Origin of the sequence: Polaromonas sp. (assembly GCF_029945925.1) — a bacterium.
In the GTDB taxonomy this organism is placed as follows: domain Bacteria; phylum Pseudomonadota; class Gammaproteobacteria; order Burkholderiales; family Burkholderiaceae_C; genus Polaromonas.
In genome coordinates, this window is the sequence record NZ_JAQSDN010000065.1 from 1 (window position 1) to 16,418 (window position 16,418).

The 16,418-nt window shown below is 67.3% G+C and carries 17 protein-coding genes; 14 read left to right on the top strand and 3 right to left on the bottom strand.

Translation table 11 applies throughout. The annotated features are described in order from the left end of the window. Positions 1–95 precede the first annotated feature (95 nt). Complete coding sequence (gene trxA / locus PSV40_RS21205) at positions 96–995, bottom strand: thioredoxin (RefSeq protein ID WP_300541632.1); 900 nt, start codon at positions 993–995, stop codon at positions 96–98. 159 nt (positions 996–1,154) lie between these two features. Here trxA and purE point away from each other — a divergent pair, with 159 nt between their 5' ends. The 5 genes from purE (at position 1,155) to PSV40_RS21230 (ending at position 5,150) form a co-directional block, all read left to right on the top strand. Then, positions 1,155–1,664 (top strand): 5-(carboxyamino)imidazole ribonucleotide mutase, encoded by a 510-nt coding sequence (purE, locus tag PSV40_RS21210; protein ID WP_300541634.1) that lies wholly within the window; start codon positions 1,155–1,157, stop codon positions 1,662–1,664. Further along, on the top strand, positions 1,661–2,884 hold the full coding sequence (locus PSV40_RS21215; protein WP_300541636.1) for a 5-(carboxyamino)imidazole ribonucleotide synthase: 1,224 nt from the start codon (positions 1,661–1,663) through the stop codon (positions 2,882–2,884). Before purE ends, PSV40_RS21215 begins: the two co-directional genes overlap by 4 nt. After that, positions 2,881–3,876, top strand: coding sequence for an L-threonylcarbamoyladenylate synthase (locus PSV40_RS21220; protein ID WP_300541638.1), 996 nt, complete (start codon positions 2,881–2,883; stop codon positions 3,874–3,876). The genes PSV40_RS21215 and PSV40_RS21220 overlap by 4 nt, the downstream gene beginning before the upstream one ends. 18 nt (positions 3,877–3,894) lie before the next feature. Continuing rightward, a complete protein-coding gene (locus PSV40_RS21225; RefSeq protein ID WP_300541640.1) occupies positions 3,895–4,134 on the top strand; it encodes a hypothetical protein in 240 nt (79 codons plus the stop codon). A gap of 173 nt (positions 4,135–4,307) precedes the next feature. Beyond that, positions 4,308–5,150, top strand: a complete 843-nt coding sequence (locus PSV40_RS21230; protein WP_300541642.1) for an ATP-binding protein — start codon at positions 4,308–4,310, stop codon at positions 5,148–5,150. A 482-nt stretch (positions 5,151–5,632) separates the two neighbouring features. On the opposite strand, the gene dacB is transcribed toward PSV40_RS21230, so the two are convergent. Next, entirely contained in the window at positions 5,633–7,129 is a 1,497-nt protein-coding gene (gene dacB, locus PSV40_RS21235; protein WP_300541644.1) for a D-alanyl-D-alanine carboxypeptidase/D-alanyl-D-alanine-endopeptidase, read from the bottom strand. Positions 7,130–7,183: 54 nt separating this feature from the next. Between dacB and PSV40_RS21240 the strand changes: the two genes are divergently transcribed. The 4 genes from PSV40_RS21240 to PSV40_RS21255 are packed head-to-tail and all read left to right on the top strand — an operon-like array spanning position 7,184 to position 10,389. Next, a complete protein-coding gene (locus tag PSV40_RS21240; RefSeq protein WP_300541646.1) occupies positions 7,184–8,203 on the top strand; it encodes a DMT family transporter in 1,020 nt (339 codons plus the stop codon). Positions 8,204–8,219: 16 nt separating this feature from the next. Continuing rightward, entirely contained in the window at positions 8,220–8,948 is a 729-nt protein-coding gene (tsaB, locus tag PSV40_RS21245) for a tRNA (adenosine(37)-N6)-threonylcarbamoyltransferase complex dimerization subunit type 1 TsaB (protein WP_300541648.1), read from the top strand. A 6-nt stretch (positions 8,949–8,954) separates the two neighbouring features. Continuing rightward, a complete protein-coding gene (gene rimI / locus PSV40_RS21250; RefSeq protein ID WP_300541650.1) occupies positions 8,955–9,455 on the top strand; it encodes a ribosomal protein S18-alanine N-acetyltransferase in 501 nt (166 codons plus the stop codon). 19 nt (positions 9,456–9,474) lie between these two features. Beyond that, positions 9,475–10,389: a uracil-DNA glycosylase gene (locus PSV40_RS21255; protein ID WP_300541803.1), complete on the top strand. Its 915-nt coding sequence runs from the start codon at positions 9,475–9,477 to the stop codon at positions 10,387–10,389. Between the two features lie 109 nt (positions 10,390–10,498). Here the strand turns inward: PSV40_RS21255 and PSV40_RS21260 are convergent, their stop codons facing one another. Beyond that, entirely contained in the window at positions 10,499–11,380 is an 882-nt protein-coding gene (locus tag PSV40_RS21260) for a DMT family transporter (RefSeq protein WP_300541652.1), read from the bottom strand. Positions 11,381–11,576: 196 nt separating this feature from the next. Between PSV40_RS21260 and pyrF the strand changes: the two genes are divergently transcribed. From pyrF to PSV40_RS21285, 5 genes are all read left to right on the top strand, one after another. Continuing rightward, on the top strand, positions 11,577–12,401 hold the full coding sequence (gene pyrF / locus PSV40_RS21265; RefSeq protein WP_300541654.1) for an orotidine-5'-phosphate decarboxylase: 825 nt from the start codon (positions 11,577–11,579) through the stop codon (positions 12,399–12,401). A gap of 35 nt (positions 12,402–12,436) precedes the next feature. Further along, positions 12,437–13,330 carry a LysR substrate-binding domain-containing protein gene (locus PSV40_RS21270; RefSeq protein ID WP_300541656.1) on the top strand — a complete coding sequence of 298 codons (894 nt, stop codon included), beginning with the start codon at positions 12,437–12,439 and terminating at the stop codon, positions 13,328–13,330. 157 nt (positions 13,331–13,487) lie between these two features. After that, positions 13,488–14,423 (top strand): tripartite tricarboxylate transporter substrate binding protein, encoded by a 936-nt coding sequence (locus PSV40_RS21275; RefSeq protein WP_300541805.1) that lies wholly within the window; start codon positions 13,488–13,490, stop codon positions 14,421–14,423. 83 nt (positions 14,424–14,506) lie between these two features. Beyond that, on the top strand, positions 14,507–15,436 hold the full coding sequence (locus tag PSV40_RS21280; RefSeq protein WP_300541807.1) for a tripartite tricarboxylate transporter substrate binding protein: 930 nt from the start codon (positions 14,507–14,509) through the stop codon (positions 15,434–15,436). Further along, a complete protein-coding gene (locus PSV40_RS21285) occupies positions 15,433–16,410 on the top strand; it encodes a succinylglutamate desuccinylase/aspartoacylase family protein (protein WP_300541658.1) in 978 nt (325 codons plus the stop codon). The genes PSV40_RS21280 and PSV40_RS21285 overlap by 4 nt, the downstream gene beginning before the upstream one ends. The last annotated feature ends 8 nt before the right edge of the window (positions 16,411–16,418 follow it).

Below are 16,418 nucleotides of genomic sequence, written 5' to 3' on the forward strand. Positions count from 1 at the left end.
GCGACGCAAAAGAAAAGTGAGTTGCCGCCGGGCAACCCCCGGCTTGCTGGCGAACTACAAAAGAGCGAACAGTGTGAGGACAGTGGCCTCGGGAGTCAGCTCAGCACCACACTGCTCAACCGCCGCCGGTAAGTCGCCACGGTGGGATCGTCCGGCGGAATCTGCCCGTCGGCGACCTTGACCTTGGGCGGCTCGATGATTTCGAGGATGGACACAAAGGTCTTGCGTGCCAGTTCCTCGTTCCAGGACTTGTCGCGCATCAAAATTTCCAGCAACTCGTCCATCGCCGGTACCCAGCGCTGCTGGCTCATGTGCAGCTGCGCCAGCGCGTAGCGGCTGTCGAAATCCCGTTTGTTGGCTACAAGCTTGGCATCAAATCCGGCCTGGGCCCCTGCCAGATCACCGTGAGTAGCTCCTGATTCGATAGCGTTGAACCAGTGCTGCAGGGCCTCGAACTTGCGCACGGTCGGCGCCTTGCTGGCCACCGGTGCAAAAGCGGCCCTGGCATGGTCGACCTGGCCGTGCTGCAGCAGCAGGCGGATGTAGTCAAAACGGGCGTTGTCGTTGGCCGGATCGGTGGCGACGGCCGCCTGCAGTTTTTCCAGCACGGCGGCCGGGCTGCTGTCTTCCGGCTCGGCGGTTTCTTCTTCGGCGGGTGGCAACTCTTCGGCCGGCGGCAGGTGTTTGTCGAGAAACTCCTTGACCTTGCCCTCGGGCAGCGCACCGGCAAACCCGTCGACCGGCTGGCCGTTCATCATCAGGATGCAGGTCGGGATGCTGCGGATGCCGAAGGCGGCGCCGAGTTGCTGCTCCTGGTCGGAGTCGATCTTGACCAGCTTGAAACGTCCCCCGTAGGCGATCTCGACCTTCTCCAGAATCGGGCCGAGCGATTTGCAGGGCCCGCACCAGGGCGCCCAGAAATCAATCAGCACGGGGGTGGTCATGGAAGCCGCAACGACTTCCTCTTCGAAATTGGCAATGGTGACGTCGATCATGGTGCTGGATAAATAGGGGTGGATCAGGGAGTTTTCAACAGGCACAAGGGGGCCGCGCTGGCACGATAGCATGCGGCGGCCGGCCCGGCGGTCCACCAGCCCGTAAAATCAGCGCTGGCAGCCAACGATTGACCGCACAGCAGGCCCGGAAGGCAACACATGACAACTACGCAAGATCAGAAGCCGCCCCTCGTGGGTGTGGTGATGGGCTCCAGCAGCGACTGGACCACCATGCAGCATGCCGTGCAGATTCTCCAGCAGTTCGGCGTGGCGCACGAAGCGCGCGTGGTCTCGGCCCACCGCATGCCGGATGAGCTGTTCGCCTACGCCGAACAGGCCGGCGGGCGCGGGCTGCAGGCCATCATTGCCGGTGCCGGCGGCGCCGCGCACCTGCCGGGCATGCTGGCCGCCAAAACCGCGGTGCCGATTCTCGGTGTGCCGGTGGCCAGCAACCACCTGCAGGGCGTCGATTCGCTGCACAGCATCGTGCAGATGCCCAAAGGCGTGCCGGTCGCGACCTTTGCCATCGGCAACGCCGGAGCGGCCAACGCCGCCCTGTTTGCGGTGGCCATGCTGGCCCTGCACGACAAAACGCTGGCCGACAAGCTGCAGGCTTTCCGCGCCGAGCAGACCGCCGCCGCGCGCGCCATGACCTTGCCGCCGGCATGAGCCAGGCACCGATTTTTCCCGGTTCCGTTGATGCCGCGGGCCAGCCCGCGACCCTGGGCGTGATGGGTGGCGGCCAGCTCGGCCGCATGTTTGTGCATGCGGCGCAGCGGCTTGGTTATTTCACCGCGGTGCTCGATCCCGACCCGACCAGCCCGGCCGGCCGCGTCAGCCACTACCACATCCAGACCGCTTACCGGGACGAGAACGGCCTGGCGCAGCTGGCCTCGCTGTGCGCCGCCATCACCACCGAATTTGAAAACGTCCCGGCCGACGCGCTGCAAACCCTGGCCGCGGACCGGCCGGTGGCGCCAGGCGGGGCGGCCGTCGCCATTGCGCAAAACCGCATCGAGGAAAAAGCCCACTTCACCGCCAGCGCCGGTGTGGCGGGTGTGACTTGTGCGCCGTATGCCGTGATCGAATCGCCGGCGCAGCTCGCCGCCGTGCCGGCCGACCTGCTGCCCGGCATCCTGAAAACCGCGCGCATGGGTTACGACGGCAAGGGCCAGGTGCGCGTCAAAACCGCGGCCGAACTCGCCGCCGCCTGGGCCGGTTTGAAGCAGGTGCCCTGCGTGTTGGAAAAGCTGCTGCCGCTGAAGGCCGAGTGCTCGGTCATCGTCGCGCGCGGCTGGGACGGCACCATCACCGGTTTTGCGCCGCAGTACAACGTGCACGTGGGCGGCATCCTCGCCGTCACCGCGGCTTATGAAGGAAATATGCCTGCAGCCCTTGCGCAGCGTGCGCGAGCAGCTACTGAATCCATAGCAAATCACATCGGCTACGTGGGTGTGTTGTGCGTGGAGTTTTTTGTGATCGACGACGGCAGCGCCGACGGCGCGCTGGTGGTCAACGAAATGGCGCCGCGCCCGCACAACAGCGGCCACTACACGATGGACGCCTGCGACGTGTCGCAGTTCGACCTGCAGGTCCATGCCATGGCCGGCTTGCCGCTGCCGCAGCCGCGCCAGCATTCGCCGGCCATCATGCTCAACCTGCTCGGCGACCTGTGGTTTGACGCCGCCGACCAGCTGCGCACGCCCGACTGGCAGGCCGTGCTGGCCTTGCCGGGCACGCATTTGCACCTGTACGGCAAGCTCGAAGCGCGCGCCGGCCGCAAGATGGGCCACCTCACCGTCACCGGTGCCGACGTGGACGGTGTCACCGCGGTCGCGCGCCAGGCCGCGCAGTTGCTGGGGTTGCCCGGCCTGGACGCCTTGCAATGATTCGGGGCGGCACCGATCCGGCGGCCCTTCTTGAAGCCGCGCGCGTCATCCGCGCCGGTGGCTTGGTCGGTTTTCCCACAGAGACGGTGTATGGCCTGGGCGCCGATGCGTCCAGTGACAGCGCCGTGGCCGGCATCTTCGCCGCCAAGGGCCGGCCCAGCGATCACCCGCTGATCGTGCATGTGGCGGATGCCGCGCAGGTGCTTGAGTACGCCAGCAGCGTGCCGCCGTTTGCCGCACGCCTGATGCAGGCCTTCTGGCCCGGGCCGCTGACGGTGATCCTGCCGCGCAAGCCGGGCGTGGCCGCCGCCGCCGCCGGCGGGCAGGACTCGATCGGCCTGCGCTGTCCCGCGCACCCGGTGGCGCTGGCCTTTCTGAAGGCCTGCGCCACCGGGGTGGCCGGCCCCAGTGCCAACCGTTTTGGCCGTGTCAGCCCGACCACCGCCCGGCATGTTGCTGAAGAATTCGGCGACACGCTGCTGGTGCTCGACGGCGGGCCCTGCGCGGTCGGCATCGAGTCCAGCATCGTGGACTGCACGCGCGGACGTCCCGTGCTGCTGCGCCCCGGCCTGCTCACACGTGCGCAGCTCGAGGCCGCCTGTGGCGAGCCGGTGCTCGACAAGGACGAGGGGCAGCAGGAAGACGCCACGCTGGGAGAGGCACCGCGCGCGTCCGGCACGCTGGCGTCGCACTACGCGCCCAACGCCCGGGTGCGCCTGATGGACGCCGGCGCGATCCAGACCGCACTCGACGTGCTCGGCGCGCAGGCCGCACACATCGCCGTGTATGCCCGCAGCATCGTGCGCATCCCCTCGGCGCAGGTGCTGTACCGCCGCATGCCCGACGATGCCGCCGCCACCGCGCAGCAGCTGTTCGCCGTGCTGCGCGACTTCGACGCCCAGGGCGTCAAGCTGATCTGGATTGAAAACCTGCCGGCCGATCCGGCCTGGGAGGGTGTGCGCGACCGGCTGCAGCGGGCCGCCGCGAGTTGAGACAAGCAAGGCTGGTACATGTCCGCCTCACGAAGCCCCCGAAGCATCCGAAACCGCCTGGCCTGGTTTCTGGCGTGCCTGTCGGCAGGCGCCGCCGTCGGCATGGCGGGTGCCTGGCTCACCGGCAACCCCTATTGGTTCCTCGCCATTCCCGCTGCGCTGGCTGTCGGGTGGCTCTTTGTGGCCAACCCGGACGAGTGCAGCCCGCCCTCCACGCACCGTGCCGGCAGGGAACCGGACGACGAAGGTGTGCCCTGAGCCGGCGCCGGCTTCCCGCCGCCTTCGCGGGCCCGCTGCTTGACGCCCGGGCAAAGCACCATGCATAGTGGCCCATTCACCCGCTGTTATCCAGGGATACCGATGACCTTCTCACTCTCAACAACATGCACCCGTCGCCCGAACGCAGCGACCCCTCCAGCGCAAGGCCTGTCATGACCCACCCTCCGGAATCCGTCGCCGTCAGCGCCGTCCCCGCCATGGCCGCGCTGCTGCAGAAAATACGTGATGGCAACGATGTGGCCGCGGCCGAGCAGGAAATCCTGCGCATCACCGGCCTTCTTGAAGACGAGCTGAACCAGCGCAGTGCCCAGGTGGCGGCTGCCAACAAGGAGCTGGAAAACTTTTCCTATTCGGTCTCGCACGACCTGCGCGCGCCGCTGAGCACCATCGACGGTTTCAGCCGGCTGCTCGAGGGCGCCGTGGCCAAGGGCAATGCGGAACGCAGCACGCACTACCTGCAACGCATACGCCTGGGCGTGGGCAACATCAACGAGCTGATCGCCGCGCTGCTGGCCGTCTCGCGCCTGTTGCGCGCACCGCTGGCGCCGCAGACGGTGGACGTGGGCGCGCTGGCCGAGGCCGCGTTTGCCGCGCTGCAGGAAGCCGAGCCCGGGCGCGTGGCCGACATCACGGTGCAGCCGGCGCTGGTGGCACAGGGCGACCCGGCGCTGCTCAAGCAGCTGGTCGATCACCTGGCCGGCAACGCGTGGAAATTCACTTCGAAAAAGGCACACGCCGCGATTGCTGTCGGCAGCCAGGCCGGGCCGGACGGCGAGACGGTTTATTTTTTCAAGGACAACGGCGCGGGGTTCGACATGGACCATGCCGAAAAACTCTTCGGCATTTTCCAGCGCATGCATGTGAGTTCGGATTTTCCCGGCATTGGCGCCGGGTTGAGCACGGTGCAACGTGTCGTCATGCGGCATGGCGGGCGGGTCTGGGCGGAGGCCGAGCCTGAGCGGGGCGCGACGATTTATTTCACGCTGGGTAGCTGAGCTTGAATTGAGCTTCGGTGGTTTGCCCGCAAGCCGGGGGTTGCCCGGCGGCAAGTAACTTTCTTTTGCGTCGCCAAAAGAAAGTCACCAAAGAAAAGGCGATCCGATGGTCTGGGTCCCCTGCGCTGCGCTTCGGGGCAACCTGCGGTGCTCGCCGAAAGCGGGGTCGAGCTCGAACTCGCTTCGCTCAGACAATCGCTCGCCCTGATCCGCTTTCGGCTGCGCTCCTCGGCCCAGCCCGACGGGTGGGGGGACAAATGCGGGTACGGATGCGGGGAGACCTGACGCGCTGCGCGCGTCAGGTCGGATTCAGTTGGCGGTCATGTGTGCACGCGAGCGCAGCACACGTTGCCAAATGAAGTCCCCCTCCATCGCCCCGCGGCGCGAGGGGGAGGGGGGAGGGAGTGGGGAGTCGCTCCTACTGTCCAAGGCAGACCGCAGGCGCAGCGTGATGCAACGGATAAAGGCGTCACGACACGGCGTTACCGTTCCTGCACCGCCCACTGAATCAAGGCATCCAGCGCCGGCCGCGCCGCGACCGCGTTCGGGTGGTTGACCATGCCGACCACGATGTAACGCGCACCGCTCGCGCCATTGGCATAGCCGGCCACGGCCGTCACGTCGCGCAGCGAGCCGGTTTTCATGAAGGCCTGCCCGGTGACCGCGGTGGCGCGTGTGCGCATGGTGGCGTCCACGCCGGCGATCGGCAGGGAGTCCAGCAGATCCTGCGCCACGCGGCCCTGCGCGGCGGCCTGCAGCATGGCCGCCAGGCTGGCGGCGCTGATGCGTTCGACGCGGCTCAGGCCCGAGCCGTTGTCCATCACCGGGGCCTCTTGCCGCGGCAGGATTTTTTTCCACCAGGCCGCCAGCGCGGCGCGGCCGGTTTCGGGTGTGCCCTGCGGGTGTTCGCCCGGCTGGGCATTGCGCCCCAGCGTGAGGAAGAGGTGCTGGGCCATCACGTTGTTGGAGAACTTGTTGACGTCGCGCACGATGTCGCGCAGCGGCAGCGAGGGCGCGTCCAGGCGCAGCGGCGCTTTTTCGCCGGACGTCGTGCCGCGCGCGCGCAGCAGCGCCAGCTCGGCCGGTGTGGCGTCGCGCGCGCTGCCGGTCAGCAGCCCGCCCAGCGCGCGCCACGAGCCTTCAATGGCGCGCGCCGCAAAGGTGGCGGGCTCGGCGTACGCCGTGGGCCAGAGGCGTTCACCGCAGGCCGACGAGTAGCTGCCGCCGAACTGGATGCGGTCCGGGCTGTGCACGCTGGCGCGCAGTTCGCTACGCCAGTCGCCGCAGCGGCTCACGCGTGCCAGCGGCACACTGTCGTCGACGAGCAGGCCGGCCATGGGCGGCTCGGTCTGCACCCGCGCATGGCCATTGGCCAGGTCAGGTGTGAAGCGCATCACCAGTGACTTGAAGTTGATCAGCAAGGCATCGGGGCGCGCGTTGTAGGGCCGCAGCGGCTCGCCGTCGAACTCGCCGGCGTCCAGCGCCGGCACCAGGAAGGCGCTCCGGTCCAGCACGATGTCGCCGCGTATCACCTTCACGCCACTGGCCTGCACCTGCCCCAGCAGCGCCTGCAGCCGCTCGACCACCAGCTTGGGATCACCGCCGCCGCGCACCACCAGGTTGCCGTGCAGGATGCCGTTCGACAGGCCGCCGTCCAGGGTCAGGCGGGTGTTCCAGGTGTAGTCGGGCCCCAGCACATCCAGTGCGGCGTAAGTGGTCACCAGCTTCATGACCGACGCCGGGTTCATGGGTACGGTGCTGCGGTGCTCCAGGCGCGGCGGCTGCCGGCCCGAGGCGTCCAGCACCAGCAGCGTGACGGCGTCCGGCGGGACCTGCGCACGCACCAGGGCCTTGGCGATGGCCGGGGGCAGCACCAGTTTGGGGGTACGCACGGCTTTCTGGGCCAGCACCCAGCCGGGGGCCAGGCCCAGGGCGAGCGCGGCAGCCAGCCGGCAGAACATCAGGGGGGAGGGGAGCATGGCTGATTATCGGCCTTGCCCTGCCAACCCGCCGCTTGCCCGGATAATCGACCCATGCGTTTTTCTCCCAAGACGGTCGGTGTGTTTGCCGCCATCGTGACCGTCACCATCTGGACCTCCTTCATCGTGATTGCACGCGCCACGGCGCACCGCAGCCTCACGCCGCTGGACATCAGCCTGCTGCGTTTCATTGGCGCGGCGCTGGTGCTGCTGCCTTGGGGTGCCTGGCTGGTCTGGCGGCGCGCGCGCGACGCCCGCCCTGCGCTGGCACCGCCAAGCTGGCTGGGCCTGTCGCCGCTGGGCTTTCGGCTCACCGCGCTGATCGGCCTGGTAGGCGGTGTCGGCTACGCCTGCCTGGCCTACAGCGGCTTTTATTTCGCCCCGGCCGCCCATGCCTCGGTGCTGATGCCCGGCACCCTGCCGCTGAGCACCACCCTGATGGCCGTGCTGATCCTGAAAGACCGCGTGACGCCGGTGCGCGCCATCGGCCTGGGCCTGATCTTTCTGGGCGACGTGATGGTGGGCGGCGCCAGCCTGCTGCAGGCCTGGACCCAGGCCGGCAGCCAGGTGTGGAAGGGCGATCTGCTGTTTCTCTGCGCCTCCACCTGCTGGGCCGTGTATTCGGTGCTGGTGCGCAAACATGCGCTGCAGGCGGTGTCTGCCACCATTGCCATCAGCGTGTTTGCCTTCGTGACCTATGTGCCGGTCTACAGCCTGCTGGCGTATTCGGGTGCCATCGCCACCCGGCTGGCCAGCGCGCCCTGGAGCGAGATTGTTTTCCAGATGGTGTTCCAGGGCGTGGGCTCGGTGGTGATTTCGGGCATCACCTTCACCAAGATGGTCCAGTCCTTCGGCCCGGTGCGCTCGACCATGATCACGGCGGTGGTGCCCGGCCTGTCGGCGCTGGGCGCGGTGATTTTCCTCGGCGAGCCGCTGTACTGGAATCTGCTCGCCGGGCTGGCGCTGGTGACGCTGGGCATTGTGTTCGGCGTGCGTGTGCAGGCGCAACGCGGCACAGCAAATACTCCTGATTTGATAGCTCGCGGCGCAGACTCCACAAGGGCCAAGGCCTGATTTGACTCATCAACCCATGAAACTCCTGGCTTTTGACACCAGCACCGACAGCATGTCGCTGGCCCTCACCGACGGCCAGCGCACCTGGCAGCACACCGGCCCCGGCGGTGCGCAGGCGTCCAGCACGCTGATTCCGGCCATTCTCGAACTGCTGCGCCAGGCCGGGCTGGCGCTGGCCGATCTGGACGCGCTGGTGTTTGGCCGCGGCCCCGGCTCCTTCACCGGCCTGCGCACGGCGTGCTCCGTGGCGCAGGGCCTGGCGCTGGGGGCGCACCTGCCGGTGCTGCCGATGGATACGCTGATGGCGGTGGCCGAAGAGGCCCGCTTCCAGTATGAAGGGCCGCAGGCCGCGGCCTCTCTGCAGGTGACGGCGCTGCTGGATGCGCGCATGGACGAGATGTATGTGCAGCGTTTTGCCTGCAACGCCGGGCGCTGGACCGCGCTGGCCGACTGCTGCCTGATACGCCCGGAAAACCTGCCGCCCGATCCGGCAGACAACCTGCTGGCCGGCAATGTTTTCGGCGTCTACGCGGCGCGCCTGCCGGTGTTTCCGGACAGCCTGCCGCGCCTCACCGCCTTGCCGACGGCTGCGGCCATGCTGCGGCTGGCGCCTGCGCTGCTGGCCGCCGGCCAGGGCGTGCCCGCCAGCCAGGCGCTGCCGCTGTATGTCCGTGACAAGGTGGCCCTGACCACCGAAGAGCGCGCCCGCGTCAAGGCCGGCATCGCCGCGGCGGCCGGCCGATAATGAGACATGAGCGCTGTTCTCGAACCCCTCGAAGCCCAGTTCGAACCCATGACCGAGTCGTGGTTCGATGCGGTGCTGCGGGCCGAGCAAAGTGCCTATGCCCACCCGTGGTCCCGCGGCAATTTCAGCGATTCGCTCCAGGCCGGTTACCAGGCGTTGGTGCTCACCGGCGGCAGCGGGCCGGGCGCGGAGCTGCTGGGCTATTTTGTGGCCATGAAAGGTGTGGACGAGGTGCACCTGCTCAACATCACGGTGGTGCCTGCCCACCAGCGCCAGGGCTGGGCCCGCGTGATGCTCGATGCGCTGGCGCTCTGGTCGCGTGGCGAGGGCGCGCAGTGGCTCTGGCTGGAGGTGCGTGTGGGCAACGGCCGGGCCAGGGCGGTGTACGAGCGTTACGGCTTTCGCCACGTCGGCACCCGGCGCCAATATTACCCCGCGGCGAATGCCACACGCGAAGACGCGGTGGTCATGAGCATGGCGCTGCAAGCCGGAAACAGCGGCCCATGAAAGAAGTGCTGCCGTGAGCCTGGACCTGGACAAACGCCAGCGCGCCATGCTGCGCGAAATGGGCGTGCGCCTCTGGCAGCCGCCGCCCGCCGCCGGCCTTGCGCCAGTGGCTGATGCTATCCATACAGTAGCTGTTGGCGCCCGACCGACAAGGGCTGAAGACCGATTTGATACTGAGACCGCACCGGTGCGAGCGCCCGCACCCGCCGCCACACCGGCGGGTCGACCGGTGCCTGCCCAGGCGCCCGTGTCGCGGCTGGCCCCCGGCTTGCAGCCGCGTCCTTCGGGCGTTGAGCTGATGGACTGGCCCGCCCTGCAGGCCGCCGTGACCGGCTGCCGTGCCTGCGCCCTGTGCGAAAGCCGCAAGAACACGGTGTTTGGTATCGGACCGACGGCCGCCGACGGCGCCGCGCCGCAGGTCGACTGGCTCATCGTCGGTGAGGCGCCCGGTGAAAACGAGGACCTTGCCGGAGAACCCTTTGTCGGCCAGGCCGGCAAGCTGCTCGACAACATGCTGCTGGCCATGGGTCTGCAGCGCGGAAGCGACGATACGACGCCGCGCGCCGGTGTTTCCAGAAATGTGTTCATCACCAATGTGCTCAAGTGCCGCCCGCCGGCCAACCGCAACCCCGACCCGGCGGAAGTGGCGCAGTGCGAGCCTTACCTGAAACGCCAGGTCGAGCTGCTGCAGCCGAAAATGATTCTGGCGCTGGGCAAATTTGCGGCCCAGTCGCTGCTGCAGGACAGCGTGCCCGAGCTGCAGAAAATCCCGCTCGGCAAGCTGCGCGGCCAGGTGTTTCACTACCTCGGCGTGCCGGTGGTGGTCAGCTACCACCCGGCCTACCTGCTGCGCAGCCTTGGCGACAAGGCCAAGGCCTGGGACGATCTGTGTCTGGCGATGAGTGTGGCCCCCACGGTCGTTCGCTCCGCGTAACTACCTGCCCCCACGCTTGTCGCTTCGCGTACTGCGCTGCCCCCCGAGGGGGCGCTGCGCCTGCGGACTGGCAGAGCCAGATCCGCGGCCCCTGCTGGTCTCTATGTGGTTATCTGGATGTCCGCGTTGGCGCCAGCACCGAGGCAATCGCCACCACCATCAGCACCACGGCGGCCCAGTCCTGCCAGTGCAGGACCTCGCCCAGGCCCAGCGCGCCCGCGAACACGCCGAGGATGGGAATCATCATCACGCTCAGGGTGGAGGCGATAGGCGGCAGGCTGCGCGCCAGGAAAAACCAGGCCGCATGCGCGAAGCCGAAAATGACCACGGCGTTGTAAAGAATCGAGGCCCAGCTCACAGCCGAAGGCGCCTTCCATTGCGGCATCTCGAAGGTCGCGCTCAGCCCGGTCATCACCACCGCCGTCATCACCGTCATCCAGAAGGAGATCGTCAGGGTGGCCACCGGCATGGTGGTGTTGCGCAGCTTCTGCGTGCCGACGGCCCAGGTGGCCGCGGCCGCCAGCGCGCAGAGCACGCCAATGGGCCGGCCCGACAGGTTGGTCAACTCGTGCCACAGCAGCAGCGACACGCCCAGCGCGGCCGCGGCCACACCCAGCCAGCTGCGGCGCTGGAGCTGGTTGCCGAAGAACCAGGCGCCGAACAGCGCTGAAAAAATCGGCATGGTGTAGCCCAGAATGGCGGCGCGCCCGCTGCTGAGGTTTTTGACCGCCAGAATGATCAGCCCGTGCCAGACAAACATGTTGGAAAACGCCAGCCAGAACAGTTCGCGGTATTTTTCGCGCGGCACAAAAAACGGCACCTTCATCAGCAGCATCGCCGCGCCCAGCACCGGAATGCCCAGCCAGATCGACAGGGCGCGAAAGGTCAGGGGCGGAAAGTCGGCGACGCCGACTTTCATGATGGGCCAGTTGATGCCCCAGGCCAGTGTGAGCAGGACGAGGAGTATGAGCTGGCGGCGTGAGAGTTGCATGGGCGGCTGGGGCGGAAGGTGATGGGTGGCGCTATTGTCCGGGCGGCGAGGAAATCCTGCTGCGAACGCGCGTGACGAGTCTGGCTTTAGTCAAGCAGGGGCCGCGGGACTGGCTTCGCCAGACCGCAGGCGCAGCGCCCCCTCGGGGGGCAGAGAGTCACACGCAGTGGGCGAACGTGGGGGCTTAAAATGCTTCATGACCTTTCTCGAGATGCTGGGCGCGGCTGAGCGCCAGAACCAATCGATGCTGTGTGTGGGCCTGGACCCGGAGCCTACGAAGTTCCCGGGCAAGCTCAAGGGCGACTCCAACAAGATCTACGACTTCTGCGCGGCCATCGTGGACGCCACGGCCGATCTGGCCATCGCCTTCAAGCCGCAGATCGCCTACTTCGCCGCGCACCGCGCCGAAGGCCAGCTCGAACGCCTGATGGAACACATGCGCCGCGTGGCGCCGCAGGTGCCCATCATCCTGGACGCCAAACGCGGCGACATCGGCAGCACCGCCGAGCAGTACGCGGTCGAGGCCTTCGAGCGTTACGGCGCCGACGCAGTAACGCTGTCGCCCTTCATGGGGTTTGACTCGGTCGCGCCCTATCTCAAACACGCTGGCAAGGGCGCGTTTTTGCTGTGCCGCACCTCCAACCCCGGCGGCGACGACCTGCAGAACCAGCGCCTGGCCTCCATCGAAGGGCAGCCACTGCTCTACGAACACGTGGCGCGCCTGGCGCAGGGCCCGTGGAACCTCAACGGCCAGCTGGGCCTGGTGGTGGGCGCGACTTACCCGGCGGAGATCGAACGTGTGCGCGCCGTGGCACCGACCTTGCCGCTGCTGATTCCCGGCGTCGGTGCGCAGGGCGGCGACGCGGTGGCCACCGTGAAAGCCGGTTGGCGGCCGGGCGCGCCCATCATCGTGAACTCCTCCCGCGCCATCATTTACGCCTCGTCGGGTGACGACTTTGCCGAAGCGGCACGGCGCGAAGCCATCAAAACGCGCGATGTGCTGCAGGCGGCGCGAAACTGAGCTTTTTGTAGCAAGCCACCACCTGCGGGTCAGCGATGCAACTCAAATGGCTGGAAGACTTCGTGGCGCTGGCGCAAACCCGCAGCTTCAGCCGCGCGGCCGAGTTGCGCCACGTCACACACCCGGCCTTCGGGCGCCGCATCAAGGCGCTGGAGGCCTGGGCCGGCACGACGCTGATCGAGCGCGAGAAAACCCCGCTGACGCTTACCGCTGCCGGCACCAGCCTGCTGGACAATGCGCAGCAGATGGTAGGCAACCTGAAGTCCGCGCACGACGAGCTGCTCAACGCCGCCGGCCGCTACGAGAACACGGTCTCCCTCGCCACCGGGCGCACGCTGGCACGCACCCTGGCGGCCGAGCTGCTGCTGCGGTTCAAGCCGCTGCTGGTCCAGGGCGAGCTGCGCATCCTGACCCGATCCCTGACTGACACCGCGCAGATGCTGGAGCGCGGCGAGGTCGATTTCATGCTGATTTACCATCACCCGCTGCTGGCCGTCCGCCTCAGTGCCCGCCAGTACGCGCACCTGACGCTGGCCCGGGACCGGCTGGTGCCGGTCACGCGGGCCAATGCCCAGGGGCGCGGGCAGCACCGCTTCGGCGCAAAGGCCGGCACGCCCTACCTGGCCTATGCCGGCACCCTGGCGCTGGGCCGCCTGGTGCAGGACCATCTGTCCAACAACCCGCGTGCCCCGCGCCTGCAGCGGGTGATCGAGTGCGACTCGGCCGACGCCGTGTGCGAATACGCCCTCAGGGGCCTGGGGGTGGCCTGGCTGCCTTGGTCCATGGTGTCGGCTGCCTGCAAGGCGGGCCAGCTGGTGGTGCTGGGCGACGCCCACCTGGAGGTCGGCTTCGAGGTGCGGGCTTACCGCGCCAAGCACCACCTCAATGCGCTGGCCGAACGTTTGTGGCAGGTGATGGCGCAGCGCTGACCTGTTGCCAAAACGGCCATGAATGGTGCCAAAGCGGCACCAACCTGAAAGCCGCCTTCGTGACAATGAAGGGATCTATATCCTTTCAGGAGTCACGATGTCAGCCCATGGTTTTACCCACGCCACCCGTTGGCTGGCCTTGTCTGTCCTGGGCGCCATGGCGATGCTGCCAGCCCTGCCGGTCGCCGCGCAGCCTGAGGCCTACCCCGGCAAGCCCATCACCATCGTGGTGGCCTATCCGCCCGGCGGCAGCACCGACCTCACCGGTCGCACCCTGGCTGCCGAGATGTCGAAAAAACTCGGCGTGCCGGTGGTGATCGAGAACATCGGCGGCGCGGCGGGCGCGATCGGCGCGCAAAAAGTGGTCCATGCCGCGCCCGACGGCTACACGCTGCTGGTCGGCGCCAACAATGAAATCGCCATCAACCGGCTGGTGTCCGCGTCGGTCAAATACGACATCAAGGACTTCACGCCGCTCGGCCTGATTGCCTCGCAGCCGCTGGTGCTGGTGGCCTCGCAGAAGTCCGGTGTCAAGTCGATCGATCAGTTTCTGAGCGTGGTCAAGCAAAACCCCGGCAAGTTCAGCTATGGCTCGTCGGGCGTGGGCAGCTCCCTGCACCTGGCCGGTGAAATGGTCAAGGAACAGGCCGGCCTGTTCATGACCCACATCCCTTACCGTGGCGTGGCGCCACTGACCAATGATTTGCTGGGCAACAACATCGACTTCGGCGTCTATGTGCTGTCCAGCGCGCTGCCGCACATTCGCAGCGGCAAGCTGGTGCCCCTGGGCACGACCGAGCGACAGCGCTCGGCCGTGACGCCCGACATTCCCGCGCTGGCCGAGAACGCCAGGCTCAAGGGCATGGACATCGGCACCTGGTATGTGCTGATGGGGCCGGCCCATATGCCCGCGCCGGTGGTGGCCAGGCTCAAGAAAGCCCTGAACGACTCGCTGCAATCGCCCGAGTTGCGCAAGAAGCTCGAAGACGCGAGTTCGACCATCGCCCCGCTCAACGTGGACATGCCCCGTTTCCTGAATGCCGAGGTCGCGAAGTACAAAAAGATCGTCGACTACGCCAGGATCACCGAATGACCCTCTCCTTCCTGACTGTTGAAAGAAAAACCATGCCGTTCCTGCCTCTTTCGCGCCGTGCCGCCTTCTGCGCTGCCCTGGCTATGCTGACCTGCGCCAGCGTGGGCGCCCAGCCCGACAGCTATCCCAGCAAACCCATCACCATCGTGGTGGCTTACCCGCCCGGCGGCAGCACCGACCTCAATGGGCGCACCTTGGGTGCCGAGCTGTCGCGCAAGCTGGGCGTGCCGGTGATCATCGACAACGTGGGCGGTGCCGGTGGCGCGATCGGCGCGCAGAAGGTGGCCAACGCCGCACCGGACGGCTACACGCTGCTGGTCGGCGCCAGCAATGAAATCGCGATCACCCGGCTGGTGTCGAGCGCCGTCAAATACGACGTCAAGGACTTCACGCCGATCGGCCTGATTGCAACCCAGCCCATGGTGCTGGTGGCCTCGCAGAAGTCAGGCGTCAAGACGGTGGACCAGTTCATGAGCCTGGTCCGGCAAAACCCCGGCAAGTACAGTTTTGGCAGTTCAGGCGTGGGCACCGCCCTGCATCTGGCGGGCGAGATGGTGAAAGACCAGGGCGGCCTGTTCATGACCCACATTCCCTACCGCGGCGTGGCGCCGTTGGCCAACGATCTGCTGGGCAACAACATTGACTTCGGCGTGTTCGTGCTGTCCAGCGGTTTGCCGCACATTCGCAGCGGCAAGGTGGTCGCGCTCGGCACCACCGAAGCCAGGCGTTCACCGATGACCGCCGACATCCCGGCCCTGGCCGAGACGCCCAGGCTCAAGGGCATCGACATCAACATCTGGTTTGCGCTGATGGGACCGGCCCGCCTGCCCGAGCCGGTGGTGGCCAAGCTCAAAAAAGCCCTGAACGATTCCTTGCAGACGGCCGAGTTGCGCAAGAAGCTCGAAGATTCGGGCTCGACGGTTTCGCCCCTCAATGTGGACATGCCCAGGTTCCTGAGTCAGGAAACCGCCAAATACAAACGCATTGTTGAATTCGCGAACATCAAAGAATGAACACCCCCTTGCCATTTGATTTGCCAAAGCCCGACCTCGCCGCCTGGCGCACGGGCAACATCGGCACCGAAGGGGTCTGGCAGTTTGATTCGGGCCAGCCTGGCCGGCAGGTGCTGATCACCGCACTGATCCACGGCAACGAGCTGTGCGGCGCCTGGGCGCTCAAGGGCCTGCTGGGGGCCGGTGTGCGGCCGCAACAGGGGCGCCTGACGCTGGCGTTCTGCAACCTGGCCGCGTTCGACCGGTTCGATGCGGCCAACCACGATGCTTCGCGCTTCGTGGACGAGGACCTCAACCGCCAATGGTCGCCCGAGCGCATGCAGGCCGGCGGCACGCAGGAGCGTCGGCGTGCGGCGGCCTTGCTGCCTTTTGTCGCGCAAGCCGACTGGCTGCTCGACCTGCACAGCATGCACGAACCCGCTGCGCCGCTGCTGCTGACCGGCATGCAGGCGCGCAACCTGGCGCTGGCACGCGAACTGCGTAGCCCCGAACACGTGGTGGTGGATCCCGGACACAAGGACGGTGTGCGCATGCGCGACTACGGCCGCTTTGGCGAGCCGGGTGCCGACGGCAGCGACAACGGCACCCGCTCCCTGCTGGTCGAATGCGGCTTTCATGGCCACCTCGAAAGCCGCGTCGTGGCGCAGGACGTTTGCGTGCGGTTTCTGCAGGCTGCCGGCACGCTGGACGCGCCGGCCCTGGAGCGGCTGCTGCCGGGCTGGCGCCAAGCTGACGCGCAGCAGCAGTGGGCCCTCGATGTGACGGGCCCGGTGGTAGCCAGCAGCGAGAAGTTCCGCTTTGTCCTGCCCTACCGGGGACTGGAAGTCATTGCACATGCCGGCACGGTGATCGGCTGGAATGACGCCGAGCCGGTAACGACGCCCTATGACGACTGTGTGCTGGTGATGCCATCGACCCGGCAGGCCAAGGCCGGCGTGACCGTGGTGCGTTTTGCGCGCCGCCGCAAGCTCTGACCCGGCTT